General features: G+C 73.3%; 8 protein-coding genes. 6 read left to right on the top strand and 2 right to left on the bottom strand.

The window, feature by feature from the left end:
• Positions 1-75 precede the first annotated feature (75 nt).
• Entirely contained in the window at positions 76-2,547 is a 2,472-nt protein-coding gene (locus tag ACIQF6_RS30710; protein WP_400900827.1) for a hypothetical protein, read from the top strand.
• A gap of 609 nt (positions 2,548-3,156) precedes the next feature.
• Here the strand turns inward: ACIQF6_RS30710 and ACIQF6_RS30705 are convergent.
• Positions 3,157-4,089: a LysR family transcriptional regulator gene (locus ACIQF6_RS30705; protein WP_400900825.1), complete on the bottom strand. Its 933-nt coding sequence runs from the start codon at positions 4,087-4,089 to the stop codon at positions 3,157-3,159.
• A 70-nt stretch (positions 4,090-4,159) separates the two neighbouring features.
• Between ACIQF6_RS30705 and ACIQF6_RS30700 the strand changes: the two genes are divergently transcribed.
• The 5 genes from ACIQF6_RS30700 to ACIQF6_RS30680 all read left to right on the top strand — a co-directional run bounded on the left by ACIQF6_RS30700 (position 4,160) and on the right by ACIQF6_RS30680 (position 14,147).
• Positions 4,160-5,047 carry an SDR family NAD(P)-dependent oxidoreductase gene (locus ACIQF6_RS30700; RefSeq protein ID WP_400900823.1) on the top strand — a complete coding sequence of 296 codons (888 nt, stop codon included), beginning with the start codon at positions 4,160-4,162 and terminating at the stop codon, positions 5,045-5,047.
• Between the two features lie 39 nt (positions 5,048-5,086).
• The gene (locus ACIQF6_RS30695) at positions 5,087-6,016 is read left to right on the top strand and encodes an SDR family NAD(P)-dependent oxidoreductase (RefSeq protein ID WP_400900821.1); all 930 of its coding nucleotides are present in this window, start codon (positions 5,087-5,089) and stop codon (positions 6,014-6,016) included.
• Positions 6,017-6,455: 439 nt separating this feature from the next.
• Positions 6,456-7,082 (top strand): hypothetical protein, encoded by a 627-nt coding sequence (locus tag ACIQF6_RS30690; RefSeq protein ID WP_400900819.1) that lies wholly within the window; start codon positions 6,456-6,458, stop codon positions 7,080-7,082.
• A gap of 46 nt (positions 7,083-7,128) precedes the next feature.
• A complete protein-coding gene (locus tag ACIQF6_RS30685) occupies positions 7,129-9,138 on the top strand; it encodes a flotillin family protein (protein WP_400900817.1) in 2,010 nt (669 codons plus the stop codon).
• Positions 9,139-9,398: 260 nt separating this feature from the next.
• A complete protein-coding gene (locus ACIQF6_RS30680) occupies positions 9,399-14,147 on the top strand; it encodes a DNA repair ATPase (protein WP_400900815.1) in 4,749 nt (1,582 codons plus the stop codon).
• Positions 14,148-14,383: 236 nt separating this feature from the next.
• Here ACIQF6_RS30680 and ACIQF6_RS30675 read toward each other — a convergent pair whose 3' ends face one another.
• On the bottom strand, positions 14,384-14,683 hold the full coding sequence (locus ACIQF6_RS30675; protein ID WP_400900813.1) for a hypothetical protein: 300 nt from the start codon (positions 14,681-14,683) through the stop codon (positions 14,384-14,386).
• Positions 14,684-14,936: the final 253 nt, after the last annotated feature.

Raw genomic sequence — 14,936 nt, 5'->3', positions numbered from 1 at the left:
ACACCAAGAGGACCGGCAGGTGGGCTACGCTGGCCCACCTCAACCGCCCGACCAGGGCGAATTCGGGGGGACGTCGTGCGCGATGTTCCCCGCTGCTTCGAGGAGAGCACGATTAACCGACACTGGAGAACCGCTGCGGGCGCCCTGCTGTCCGCGGTACTCGGCCTCGGGTCGCTGACGCTGCCCGCGGCCGCGCCGGCGTTCGCGGACAGCTCGATGAGCACCCCGTCGTACGAGAGCCTGAGTTCCGCCACGGCCGGCTCGGACTGGATGAGGCGCGTTCCCGACAGCACGAATCTGGGCGCCATGTCCATCCCCGGGACGCACGAGTCGCTCTCCACCTTCGGCGGCGACTTGACGCAGACCCAGGAGGGCGACTCCACCCAGGCCGGCAACCTGGCCGGCCAACTGGCCGCCGGCGTCCGGGCGTTCGACATCCGGGTCCGGGTCGTCGGCGGGCAGAGCAAGTCGAACGGCGACTACCTCGCCGGCTCGTACGCCGTCCACCACGGAGTCGTCTACCAGCACGCGATGCTGGGCGACGCCCTCGACCAGTTCCAGGCGTTCCTGACCGGTCACCCCGGCGAGACGCTGCTGCTCCGCCTGAAGGCCGAGTGCAGCGGCTCCGGCACCTCGTGCACCGATGACCTGATAGACGCCGAGGCGCCGCCCTCCTACGACCCCGACGGGGGCCTCGTCCCCGCCAGCCCCTCCGACAACGCCAAAACCATCTACCGGCAGAACCTCTTCAGCCACTACCTGGCGCAGTACCCCAACCTGTTCTACGGCCCGTCGGTCGCCTCGACGGCCACCACGGTCAGTCAGGGCGAGGTTCCGACGCTCGGCGCCGTCCGCGGGAAGCTGGTGCTGACGGCCTTCTACGGCCCGGGCGGCGGCGACTACCAGTGGGGCCTGAAGCAGGACTCCGACCTGCAGAACAACGCGGGCGCCAGCCTCGCCGGCGGGGACTGCGGCGACAACACCGACTCCGGCAACCACAGCTGCTTCGTCCAGGACGAGTACGACGTCCCCAACATGATGGCCATCGCCAGCAAGCGCAACTACGTGCGGCGGCAGCTGGACCGGCAGAACAGCGACCCCGACCAGGACCGGAAGCTGTACATCAACTACACCAGCGGAGCATCGGCCTTCGCCTACCCCTACTCGGTCGCCAGCGGCTGCGCCGCCCAGATCTGCACGAGCCAGGGCGTCAACGAGTTCCTGCTGACGTATCTCAACCAGGCCACGGGCACGCACGCCCCGGTGGTCCGCACCGGCGTCGTGATGATGGACTTCCCCGGCGGCGCCCTCATCGACAAGATCGTCGGCTACAACTTCTTCAACCCCGGCACGGGCGGCACGGGCAGTACCACGTCCCCGAGCCCCTCGACGCGCAAGGCCGACTCCTTCCTGCTGAACGCCATCGACCAGTACGGCTCCCAGGACGCGCTCCGCGTCCCGCAGAGCTACAAGGGCGGCTTCTTCGGGCCCGGGGACAAGTTCGGCCCGACCGGGTACCAGGCGTCGTTCACCTACGACAACGCCGTGACCGTCATGGCGCTCCTGACGAACCACTCCGGCACCGACTTCACGCACGCCATCGCCCTCGGCGACAGCCTGCTGTACGCCCAGGACCACGATCCGGTGAACGACGGCCGGATCCGGGCCTCCTACCTGCCGGACCCGTTCATCACCACCCTCGGCCGGGACTACCCGGTCGGCACCCCCTACATCGCCGGCTGGTCCGTCTACACCGGGAACATGGCCTGGGCCGGCATGGCCTTCGCCCACCTCTACAAGGCCACCGGCGACAGCAAGTACCTCAACGGCGCGCTGCGGGCCGCGAACTGGATCCAGGCCAACTCCGCCGACACCCGCGGCGCCGGCGGCTACACCGGCGGCTACGCCGACACCTCCGCGGCGGAGGACGGCAGCGGCCTGGTCCAGCGGACCTGGAAGGCCACCGAGCACAACATCGACGTCGGCGCCTTCTTCGCCATGCTCCACCAGCTCACCGGCGACCAGACCTGGAAGAACCGGTCCGACAACGCCTTCGCGTTCGTCAGGACCATGCAGGCCCCCAACAAGTCCCTGTGGACCGGCACCGGCCTCGACGGGGTCACCACCAACGAGGACGCCGTCCCCGAGGACGTCCAGACCTGGAGCTACCTGGCCACCCTGGACCCGGCCTACGCGCCCTCGGTCGACTTCGCCGCGGGCCGGATGGCCGCCACCGACGGCGGCTTCACCGGCGTCAGCTTCAGCGCCGTCGACACCAGCGGCGTCTGGTTCGAGGGCACCGCCCACCTCCTGGCCGCCTACCAGGCCCGCAACGCCCCCGGTGACGCGGGCCGGGCCGCGGCGCTGATCGCCACCCTGCAGAAGGCCCAGAACGAAGCCCCGCACACCGACGGGTCGGGAATCGTCGCCTCCTCGCACGACGGCCTCGACACCGGACAGGGCGACTACTACTACTCCTCGCTGCACACCGGCGCGACCGCCTGGTACCTCATCGGAGCCCTGGGCGGAAACCCCTTCCGGCTCTGACCCGAGCATCTCCACCCCGCGCGTGCCCGGCCCCGGACCCGTTCCGGGGCCGGGCACGCGCCCGTATACGGGCACGGGAGCGGGGGGCCGGCAGGAACGGACCGGAGAACCGGCGTTGCTGTCAGAAGTTTTGACAGCGAGTGATGAGGGCCGCCGGGGTGCGCGGGTGAGCGATGCCCCGAGGATCGGCTTCCTGAAGGCGGACGTGGCCCGGTCCTGCGACGGCCTTGCGGAGCGGGCCCCCGCGATCCGGCTCCGGCCGGTGGTTCAGCTGCGGGGGCGCCGGGCGAGGTGACGGACGCGGCGTTGGAGGAGGGGACGGCCGCGGCGAAGGCGGACGGCTGGGGGCTGGGGGCTGCGGCAGATCGGCACCCGATGATCGGAGCCAGGACCAGCAGGTCACCGAGTGTCGGCGACAGCCGCACCCGCTCTCGAGGGGTCTGGTGGTGGGCTACGGGGTGTCCCCGGTCAGGTTCTGCCCGGCGGCGATCGGCGTGTGCGCGGCCTCGTGCAGGCGCAGGAAGCCGGTGGGGACCCGGCCGGACAGGGCTGTGCCCGGCGTGTCCCCGGCCCGTCGCCGGCGGTGCGGTTGGGCGTGCGGGCTCGTCGTCAGGAGGGGAACGCGGCGGGGGTGGTGGCGAGGGCCTCGGCGCGCAGTACGGCTGCCACGCGGGCGACGGACTGTTCCGGCGGGTGGGGGAGGCGGGCCAGTAGCAGGCGCCGTTGTTCCTGGGGGCCGCCTCGGACGGGCAGGACGCGCACCCCGGGCGGCGCGACGGACGCGAGTGTGGCCGGCACGGTGGTCAGTCCGCAGCCGGCGGCGACGAGGTGGAGCTTGGCCAGCCAGTCGCGGGCGGTGAGGACGATCTCGGGCCGTTCGTCCAGGCCCGGCCAGACGCCCATCAGCCGGTCCTCGCCCGAGGAGGAGCCGGCGATCCACCGCTGTCCGCGCAGGTCGGCCACATCCACGTAGTCGCCGCGGGCCAGCGGGTGGGCGGCCGGTACCGCGAGGCGCAGAGCGCGTTCGGTCAGCGTCTGCAGGGCGAGCGGGGGCGATTCGGTGTCCGGCGCGCGAAACGGCGGCGCGGAGGCGAGCAGGGCCAGGTCGATGCTGCCGGCCCGCAGGGCGCGCGCCAGCGCGGGAGTGCCGCCCTCGCGGCCGACGACATGCAGATCGGGGTCGGTGCGGCGCAGCTCGGCAAGGGCCCGGGGCACCAGAACGGCGCCCGCGCTGGGCACCCATCCCAGACGTACCGTCCCGCCCTGTCCCGGCAGGCCGGACAGCGCGCGCGCGGTGGCCTCGATCTCGTCGAGCACGGTCGTGGCGCGGCGCATGACGATGCGGCCGGCGTCGGTGAGCCGGACGCCGTCGCGCCGCCGCTCCAGCAGTTCCGCGCCCGCCGCACGCTCGATCGCGGCGATCTGCCGGGAGACCGCCGACTGGGTGTACCCGAGCGATGCGGCGGCCGCGGTGAAGGTTCCTTGTTCGGCCACGGCGCGCAGCACGCGCAGCGCGGTCAGCGACACATCAGCGAAGTCCATGACGTTTACGCATACTACAAGTGCTGAACTTTCGTTGGACTCATGGATGCGGCGTTCCTAGCGTGGAGCCATGAACGCTTCCCGCATCGCCCTGGTCACGGGCGCCAACCAAGGGCTCGGCCGCGCCCTCGTCGAAGGGCTCGCCACCCGCATGCACGAGGACGACCTGGTCCTGCTCACCGGCCGCAGCCAGCAGCGTGTGGCGGCCGCGGCCCGCGAGGTCGCGCAGGCGCCCTCGGCCCGGGCCCGCGTCGAGGGCCAGGTCCTGGACGTCACGGACACCGACGCCGTCGCCCGCCTCGCCGAGGACCTGCGGGTCCGCCACGGCGGCGTCGACATCGTCGTATCCAACGCGGTCGCCCGCCTGCTGCCCGGTGAGTCGCAGGCCGAGCGGGCCGACGAGTTCATCGACGTCTCCAACACCGCCACCCACGCGGTCCTGCGCTCCTTCGGCCCCGTCCTGCGCCCTGGCGGCCGGCTCCTCGTGGTGGCCAGCAGCCTGGGCACTCTCGGCCACCTCACCCCGCGCCTTCAGCACCTCTTCGACGGCGCGAGCCTCGATCAGGTCGAGTGGGCCGTCGAGTCCTGGCGCAGTGCCATCCACCACAGGACGGCCGCCGAGGAAGGCTGGCCACTGTGGTTGAACGTGCCCTCGAAGGTGGCCCAGGTGGCCGCGGTGCGCGCGATCGCCGCCGACCGCCGCGACCGCGACCTGTCCACCGGCACCCTGGTCGCCGCCGTATGCCCCGGCATGGTCGACACCCCCACCTCACGCCCGTGGTTCGACGACTACAGCCAGGCCCAGTCCCCCGCCCGAGCCGCCACAGCCGTACTCGATCTGCTCCTCGCCGAGCACGTCGACCCCGCCCTCTACGGCGAACTGATCCGCTTCGGCCGGGCACTGGACTGGCACTCCGGCACACCGCCGACGGAACAGGACCGCCTGCTCACCCCCTGACCACACCGCAACCACGCACTTCCCCGAGGAGTTCTCCCAATGACCACCATCACCACTCCCTTCGGCTTCAGCACCACCGCTGCCGAAGCCGCGGACGGGATCGACCTCACCGGCCGCCGCGCCGTCGTCACCGGCGCCTCCTCCGGACTGGGCACGGAGACAGCCCGCGCCCTGGCCTCCACCGGCGCGGAGGTCACCCTCGCGGTACGGGACGCGGCGGCGGGCGAACGCGTCGCCGAGGAGATCGCGGCCTCCACCGGGAACCACGAGGTGCGCGTCGCACCCCTCGACCTGACCGATCTCGCGTCGGTCACCGCGTTCGTCGACGCCTGGCAGGGGCCGCTGCACGTCCTGGTCAACAACGCCGGCGTCATGGCCTGCCCCGAGCAGTACACCGAGCAGGGCTGGGAGTGGCAGTTCGCCACCAATCACCTCGGTCACTTCGCCCTCGCCACCGGCCTGCACCACGCACTCGCCGCCGACGGCAACGCCCGCGTGGTGGCCGTCAGCTCCACCGGGCACCAACAGTCGCCGATCGTGTGGGACGACATCAACTTCGCCTTCCGCCCCTACGACCCCTGGCTCGCCTACGGCCAGTCCAAGACCGCCAACGCCCTCTTCGCGGTGGAAGCGAGCCGCCGCTGGGCCGACGACAACATCACCGCCAACGCACTCATGCCCGGCGCCATCTACACGAACCTGCAACGCCACACCGGCGGCCGGGGCAGCGGCCGTGTCCCCGCCGAACTGATCAAGACCGTCCAACAGGGCGCCGCGACCTCCGTCCTCCTTGCGACCTCACCGCTCCTGGAAGGCATCGGGGGCCGCTACTTCGTCGACTGCAACGAGACCGAGGTCGTCGACCGCCGCTCCGGCACCCTGCACGGCGTCGCCCGCTACGCCGTCGACCCGGCGGGCGCGCGCCGTTTGTGGGACCTCTCGCACGACCTGCTCGCGCAAGCGCGCTGACACTGCCCCCTCACCCTGCCTGTCGGCAGACGAGCCCAGGGCTTCCCGGCGGTCCCGGCCCGGCGCAAGGCCCGCCGCGAGTACGAGAGCCGCGTCAACGCGCTCGGGCCCAACAGCTGAAATCGCACGCGGTCGAAATTTCTGACAGCAACACCGGTTCTCTGCTCCGTTCCTGCCGGACCCCCGAGTGCGGGATGCGGGCACGGGAGCGGGGGAGGAGGTCGATACGTCGGGCAGCGGGGCCGAGGGCGGAGACGGGAGTCCTGCCGGAGCGCGGTCGGGCACCCGCGGCGAGGGCCAAACCGTCCTGCCGTTTCAGGTGTAAATGCGGCGTAAAGATTGCCGGATCCTGGCAATGTGGGAGCCGCTCCCCAACTGCGATGATCGCCCTGCGCCCGGATGCGGGAGCGATCAGCGTGAGGCAAGGGGGCGGGGCCGGATGCACGGATTCTTCGAAGCCGCGCTGGGATTCCCGGCGGCCCTGTTCAGCTTCGCGCTGGTGGTGGTCGTCGCGTACTGGGGGCTGGCGCTGCTCGGCGGCCTGGGCGTCGACGTCCTGGACGGGGGCCACGACATCGACGTCCACGGGGGCGTCGATGTCGACGCCCACGGGGGCGTCCTCGCCGGACTCCGACTGGGCGGGGTGCCGGTGACAGTGGCCGGCTCACTGCTGATCGCCATTGCCTGGTTCGTGAGCCTGGCGGGGTCGGCGCTGACCACCGGCCTACCGGCCCGCAGCGCCGTCCTGGCCGCAGCGCTGATCTCGGCATGGGCGGGGACGAAAGCGCTGCTGCGCCCGCTGGCGAAGCTGCTGCGGCAGGAACGTCCGGCCCGGCGGCACGACTTCGTGGGCCGGATCTGCGTGGTGCGCACCGGCCGGGTGACCGGCGACTTCGGGCAGGCCGAAGTCGCCGCCGAGGACGGGTCGACCGCCGTCGTGCAGATCCGCTCCCGCACCGAGGAGGCGGGGCTGACCGCCGGCCGCACCGCCCTGATCTTCGACTACGACTCCGAGGGCGAGTACTTCCTCGTCGCCCCGTTCGACCCCGCGCTGCTCGGCAGCTGACCGCGCCGCCGCGCCGCCGCGACTTCTCTTCATTCAAAGGACCGTGATGAACACCATCGCTGTGGGCTTCGGCGTGCTCGTCGCCGTCGCGCTGCTCATCGTGCTCGCGCTGCTGCTGCTCACCAGCCGCCTGTACCGGAAGGTCGAGCAGGGCAAGGCGCTGATCATCTCCAAGACGAAGAAGGTCGACGTCACCTTCACCGGCGCGATCGTCCTGCCGGTGCTGCACAAGGCCGAGCTGATGGACATCTCGGTGAAGACCATCGAGATCTCCCGGACCGGACGCGACGGCCTGATCTGCCGGGACAACATCCGTGCCGACATCCGGATCTCGTTCTTCGTGCGGGTGAACAAGACCGTCGAGGACGTCATCAAGGTCGCCCAGGCGATCGGCACCGCCCGGGCCAGCGACCAGGGGGCGGTGCAGGACTTCTTCTCCGCCAAGTTCTCCGAGGCGCTGAAGACCGTCGGCAAGCAGCTGGACTTCACAGACCTCTACACGCACCGGCACGAGTTCCGCGACCAGATCATCGCGGTCATCGGCACCGACCTCAACGGCTACAGCCTGGAGGACGCGGCGATCGACCACCTGGAGCAGACCCCGATCACGTCGCTGGACGCCGACAACATCCTCGACGCGCAGGGCATCCGCAAGATCACCGAGCTGACGGCGATCGAGCACGTGCGCACCAACGAGTACCAGCGCACCGAGGAGAAGGAGATCACCCGGCAGAACGTCGACGCCCGCGAGGCCGTCCTCGAACTGGAACGCCGTCAGGCGGACGCGGAGATCCGTCAGCGCCGCGAGATCGAGACCCTGCGCGCCAAGGAGGAAGCGGCGATCGCCTGCGTCCAGGAGGAGGAGCGGCTCAGTGCCCAGGGCGCGTTCCTGAAGACCGAGGAGCAGCTCGGCATCCAGCGCGAGAACCAGGCCCGTGAGGTGGCCGTCGCGCAGAAGAACCGCGAGCGGGTGATCGCCGTGGAGACCGAGCGGATCGAGAAGGACCGGCTGCTGGAGGTAATCGGCCGGGACCGGGAGACGGAGCTCGCGCGGATCGCCAAGGACAAGGAGGTCGAGACGCAGAAGCGGGAGATCGCCGACGTGATCCGCGAGCGGGTCGCGGTGGACCGCACCGTCGCCGAGCAGGAGGAGTCGATCAAGACGCTGCGCGCGGTCGAGGAGGCGGAGCGGCTGCGCAAGTCGATGGTCATCCAGGCCGAGGCCGAGGCGCAGGAGAAGCTGGTCAAGGACATCAAGGCCGCCGAGGCCGCCGAGCAGGCGTCCGCGCACAAGGCCCGTGAGTCGCTGGTCCTCGCGGAGGCGCGCCGGCAGGCGGCGGACCTCGACTCGGCCGCGAAGATCCGCCTCGCCGAGGGCGTCCAGGCGGAGGCCGCCGCCGAGGGCCTGGCGAAGGTGCAGGTGCGCGAGCAGGAAGCGGCGGCGATCGAGAAGATCGGCCGGGCGGAGGCCGTGGTCCTCACCGAGAAGGCGCAGGCCACCGCGTTGGAGATCGGCGCGAAGCTCAAGGCGGAGGCCGAGGGCCTGACCGAGAAGGCCGCCGCGATGGCCGCCCTCGACGAGGCGAGCCGCGGTCACGAGGAGTACCGGCTGCGGCTGGCCGCCGAGAAGGACATCCGCCTGGCGGGCCTGGACGTGCAGCGGCAGATCGCCGAGGCGCAGGCGACGCTGGTCGCCGCCGGGCTGGAGAAGGCGAACATCGACATCGTCGGCGGTGACAGCGTCTTCTTCGACCGCCTGGTGCAGTCCGTGACCGCGGGCAAGGCCGTGGACGCCTTCGTCGCCCACTCCGACACCGCCCGCACCCTCGCCGGCCCGTGGCTGGACGGCGACGCGAGCTTCACCGAGGACCTCACCCGGGTGCTGTCCTCCGTCTCGACCGCGGACGTGCAGAACCTCACCGTCTCCGCACTGCTGATGAAGCTCATCGGCCAGGGCGGCGACCAGAGCGGCCCGCTCACCCAACTGCTCGCGTCCGCACGCAAGTTGGGCATCGCCGAGACGCCGCTCGCGGCCCTCAACGGCACGAAGAAGTAGCCCCCGGCCCGCGGCGGCGCGGGGGAGCGGCTCGCAGGCCGCGGCGGGACGAGGAAGTTGTTCGCGGGCTGCGGCGGTGCGAGGGAGTAGCTCGCAGCTCGTGGCCGGCGACGCGGTACGGGGAAGTGGCTCGTGGCCCGGGTGGCGCGAGGAAGTGGCTCGTGGCCCGGGTGGCGCGAGGAAGTAGCTCGCGGCCCGGGTGGCGCGAGGAAGTGGCTCGCGGCCCGCAACGGCGCGAAGAACCAGAAGGAGCAGCCACGGTGACCGAGGATGTCGTCGACACGGGCACGTACGAGGTGCTGCGCGCGCGGCTGGCCGGGGCCGCGGCCGAGCTGACCGAGCGGGCCGCCGCGCTCAACGCCCGCCGGGTGGCGGAGTTCGGCGCGGGAGAGCTCCAGCTGGTACGCACCGGCCGGCTGGCCACGGCCGGCGCGTGCACGCTGCAGGACGCGGTGGGCCTCGGCGGGCTGCTGCTGGTCGGCCGCAACCCGGCCGCCGCCGACGCGGGCCGCCGCGGCGGCGACATCCTCTCGCTCCACCGTCCGGACCTCACCGACGCCGGCCCGCAGGAGCTGCCCGGCCTGCTCGACGACCCCCGGTTCGTCCAGGACCTCGCCGAGTTGTACCGGTACTTCCGCGACACGCGCCTGGAGCAGCTGCGGCTGGTCGACGGCAGGCTGCTGGCCGTTTTCCGGACCGGCCCGGCGGCCGGGGACCTGCGGGTGCTGCGCTGGCAGCTCGGCCCGGACGGCAGCGTGTCCTACCTGGACGCGCGCGGCGAGCGCAGTCATGTCCCCAGCGGCGGGCAGGAGGTGCAGTGGCGGGCGGTGACCCGTGACGACCACCTCGCCGGCCCGCACCCGCAGGCCGCGCTCGGCGGCGAGCTGCTGCTCGCCACCGCCGGCGGCATTCTCACCCTGAGCACCCCGGCGGGGGTCGTGGTGCACCGGGAGCCGCTGGCCGAGTCGTTGCAGACGCTCGCCGACGCCGATGTCGCCCATGCCCGGCTGGACACGCTGCTGCTGGTCCGGATCCGTCCGTACCAGGAGCAGACGGTCCGTCATCTGGTGTGTCACCTGCCGACCGGCAGGGTCAGCAGGATCGACGCGCTCGGTCAGGCCTGTCTGCTCCTTCCGGGCGGGCAGGGGCTGGCGTTCCCGGGCGGCTACCACCTCACCGACGGCACCGTCCGGATCTTCGACCACCCCACGGCGGGCCTCGGCCACGAGCGGACGGTGCGCTCGCCCAACGGCGAGGACGTCCTGTTCGTGTTCCGGGACCCGGCGGACGGCCGTACGCTGCTGCTGCCGTACAACACGGTCCGTCAGGAGGCGTCGGCCCCGCTCGCCTGCCGGGGCCACGCGCTGCTCGACGACGGCACGCTGATCGCGCTGCGGGGCGGCGACGACGGACCGGCGCTGCTCCACACCGCCCAGGTGTGGCGGACGCCGTTCACCGGCGAGCGGTACCAGGCCGAGCAGCCGGCCGGCAGCGGTCCGCTGGCGCGGATCGGCAATCCGGACCTCGTCCGGGGCCTCGCCGACTGTCTCGCCGTGGCCCGGTTGGCCGCGGCGCCCACCGACACCGCCGTCGGCCACAGCGCCGTCCTCGACGCCTGTGCCCGCGCCGCCGACCGCCACCACTGGCTCGGCGAGCCCGGCCTGGGCGATCTGCACGAGCCGCTGCGGACGATCCGCGACACCGCGCGGCAGGTCCTCGCCGAGTACGAGACGGTGGCCCGTCTCGCCGCGGCGGCCGCGGCAGCCGTCGACCGGGCCGCGCAGCAGGTCGAGACCCTGCTGCGGCTGGCCCGCGGGGAGAGCCCGGACTCGGCGGCCGGCTGGGTCGGCCGGCTCGCCGAACTGCGCCGGGCCCAGGGGCAGGTGGAGGCGCTGCGGGAGGTGCGCCGCGTGGATGCCGGGGACGTCGACCGCCTGGCCGGCCTGCTGCGTGACGGTGTCGCCGACGCGGCGGTCCGCGCGGTCGGCTTCCTCGCCCGGCCCGACGCGTTCACCGACCTGCTCGGGGAGGCCGCCGCGCTCACGGCGGCCGCGGAGTCCCTGGCGACCAGCGCGGAGGGCGGACCGCTCGCCGAGCAGGTCGAGGCGCAGGGCGAGACCGTGCGGGTGGTCGGCGACCTGGTCACCGATCTCGACCTGGCGGACCCTTCGGTCCGTACCGGCATCCTCGACCGGCTCGCCGACGTCCTCGCCGAGACCAACCGGGCCCGTGCCGCGCTCGCCCGGCGCGGCCGCGAGCTGCGTACCCGGGAGGCCGCCGCGGAGTTCGCCGCGGAGGCGTCCCTGCTGGCCCTGGCCGCCGCCGCCGCGCTGGCCGCCGCCGACACGCCGGAGGCGTGCGACGAGCAGCTCGACCGTCTGCTGCTGCGCGTGGAGCAGCTGGAGACCCGTTTCGCGGACGCCGATCCGGTGTTCACCGAACAGCTCGCGGCGCGCCGTACCGAGATCCACGACACGCTCACCGATCGGCGCCAGGCCCTCCTCGACGAACGCGCCCAGCACGCCGAGCGCCTGGCCCGGTCCGCGGACCGCGTCCTCGAAGCCCTGCGCGGCCAGCTGGCGTCGCTGACCGCCGCGGGCGACATCGACGCGGCCGTTGCGGCGGGCCCGACCGCCGCGAAGGTCCGCCAACTCGCCGACCGCCTGCGTGAACTGGGCGACCCGGTGCGTGCCGACGAACTGGCGGGTCGGCTGGAGGCGGCCGGGGAGCAGGCCCGGCGTGCGCTGCGCGACCGTGCGGAGCTGTACACGGGCGACGGCAGGGCGCTGCGGTTGGGCCGTCACCTGTTCACCGTCACCGCGCGGCGCCCCGAACTCACCCTCCTCGCCGGGCCGACGGCCCCCGCGTTCGTCCTCACCGGCACCGACTACCGCTCCCCGGTCACCGATCCCGCCTTCCACGCGGCCCGCCGCTACTGGGACCAGCACCTGGTCTCCGAGACCGCGCGCATCTACCGCGCCGAGTACCTCGCGGCGAGTGTCCTCCTCGCCGCCGAGCCGGGCGGACTCGACGCCCTCCACGAGGCGGACGCCTCCGGGGGGCTGCTCGAGGTGGTCCGCGGGGCCGTCGAGTCGCGGGCGGAGGAGGGCTACCGGCGCGGCGTCCACGACCACGACGCCGCCGCCGTGCTGTCCGCCCTGCTGCGCCTGCACGCCGGCGCCGGGGCGCTGCGCCACCCTGCCGCGGCCCGCAGCGCGGCGCGGTTGTTCTGGGCGCACGGGGCGGAGGAGGCGTCCCGGGCGGCGTGGGCGGCCCGGGCCCGTTCGCTGGTGCTCGCCCGTGACGCCTACGGTCCCGTGCCGGCGCTCGGCGACCTGGCTCTGGAACTCGACGGGGCGGTCGGGGACTTCGCCCGGGCGGCGGCCCTGCCAGTCCCGCCCCAGGGCGCGGCCGGCCGCTACCTGGTCGAGGAGCTCGCCCGGCGCCCGATCGGGTTCGCCGGCCGCCCGGCGGTCCTGGCGCTGCTGGACAAGTTCCGTGCCGCGCCCGACACGGCGGGCCTGACCGACGCCCTGCGCGCCCTGCCCGACGGGCGTGCCGCGCTCCCCGCCCGCCACCAGCTCGCCTCCGCCTGGCTGACCGCGTTCACCGCGGCGGGCGGCCACGACGCCGGGGCGGACGACCTCGCCGAGGCCGCCGCCCTGGTCTGCACCCCCGCGCTCCCGCACTACGCCGCGACCGGCGCCGTCGAGACCACCGTCACCGGCCTGCGCGGCGACCACCCCCGCCTGGAGTCGGGCTCCCTCACCGTCGGCCTCGCCGAACTCCTCACCCGCGCGGCCGACTTCGCCGCGCACGAGGTGCCGGCGTTCCGCGCCCACCGGCGGCTGCGGGCCGAGCTCCTCGACGCGGAGCGGGTCCGGCTGCGCCTGGACCAGTACCGTCCGGCGCCGCTCGACGGCTTCGTCCGCAACCGGCTCGTCGACGAGGTGTACCTCCCGCTGCTGGGCGACAGCCTCGCCAAGCAGCTCGGCACGGCGGACCCCGGCGCCGGCACGGATCGCAGCGGCCTGCTGCTGCTCCTGTCCCCGCCGGGCTACGGCAAGACGACCCTGGTGGAGTACCTGGCCGACCGGCTCGGTCTGCTCCTGGTCAAGGTCGGCGGTCCGGCGCTCGGCCGCCGGGTCACCTCGCTCGATCCCGCCGAGGCTCCCGACGCGACTGCCCGTCAGGAGATCGAGAAGATCAACTTCGCGCTGCACGCGGGCAGCAACGTCCTGCTGTACCTGGACGACGTCCAGCACACCTCGCCCGAATTCCTCCAGTGGTTCATCCCGCTGTGCGACGCGCAGCGCCGCGTCGACGGGGTGTGGGACGGCGGGGCGCGCGAGTGGGACCTGCGCGGCAAGCGCTTCGCCGTCGTCATGGCCGCCAACCCCTACACCGAGTCCGGCCGGCACTTCCGCATCCCCGACATGCTCGCCAACCGCGCCGACGTGTGGAACCTCGGCGACGTCCTGACCGGCCGCGAGGAGCTCTTCGCCCTCAGCTTCGTCGAGAACGCCCTCGCGGCCAATCCCCACCTCGCGCCGCTCGCCGACCGGATCCGCGCCGACCTCCCGGCCCTGCTGCACCGCGCCGGGGGCGGCCCGGACACCGCGCCGCTGTCCCACCCCTGGCCGGCGGACGAACTCGACCGGATCCTTGCCGTCCTTCGCGGCCTCCTGCGCGTGCGCCGCACCGTCCTGGACGTCAACCGCGCCTACATCGCCTCCGCGGCCCAGGCCGACGACACCCGCACCGAGCCGCCGTTCCTCCTCCAGGGCTCCTACCGGAACATGAACAAGATCGCCGGGCGGGTCGCCCCCGTCATGGACGACACCGAACTCGACGCACTGGTCACCGACCACTACCGCGCCGAGGCCCAGGCCCTCGGCGCGGCGGCCGAGGCACAGCTCCTGAAACTCGCCGAACTCCGCGGCACGCTCACCCCCGTCCTCGCCGAGCGGTGGGCCGCCCTCAAGTCCGGCCTCCGACGGACGGGCTGAGGCCGTTGCGGTGCGCGTGCCCTGCCGGCGGGGGGCTGGTCGGCGGTCGGCGGGCACGGGGCGGGGCGGAGGACGCCTTCGCGGCCCGGCAGTCGGCCGCGGGGGCTCTGCCGGGCGACGGGTGACGGGCGGGGCGGGGGATCCGTGGGCGGTGGTGGCGGTCTTCCCGCCGAGCGGGGCGCGGGCGCGCGCTTTCGGGTCGGGCCCGGGGGTGCGCCCCGTGCGGGTGGGGGGATTCAGCAGACCACCGTCTTGTGGTAGGTCCCGACCTTCAGGACGAGTTCACGGCTCGCGCGGTCGGCGAGCCGCAGGCAGCTGCTGTCGTACCAGCCGTCCACGATGACTTTGACGTGCATCGTCTTTCCGCAGTTGTTCTCCAGCCACACGTGCTGGCCGTCCGGCATCTCGTCCACCACCCGGGCGATGCACGCCGGGGCGGTGCCGCCCGCGGCGTACGCGGCGGGCGCGGCGGCGAGGGCGGCGCCGAGAACGGTCAGCGCGGCGGCGGCCGCGGTGACGTGCTTGCGGGAGGGCATCGGGTGCTCCTTTCGGCGGCACGGGCCGCTCGGCGGCGCGGGGTGCGGGAGCCCGTGCCGGCGATCCGCGCCGCTTCGAGCATCGGGCCCGGCACGGAGCACGGTCAATCACTCACAGCGATGACGCGGGTGTTCTCCGTGCCCGATCGGGGCAGTCGCCCGGCGCGCGAACACCGGTCCGCGCCGCCCCGGGGGTGGGCGATGGTGGTGGGTTCCCCGGTGTTCGGGCCACTGGGTGCTCGGCCACAGCGGC

This window comes from Kitasatospora sp. NPDC092948, from assembly GCF_044754805.1.
GTDB lineage: Bacteria > Actinomycetota > Actinomycetes > Streptomycetales > Streptomycetaceae > Kitasatospora.
The sequence above is the reverse complement of the archived record's forward strand: the minus strand, read 5'-3'. Positions and strand labels throughout refer to the sequence as shown.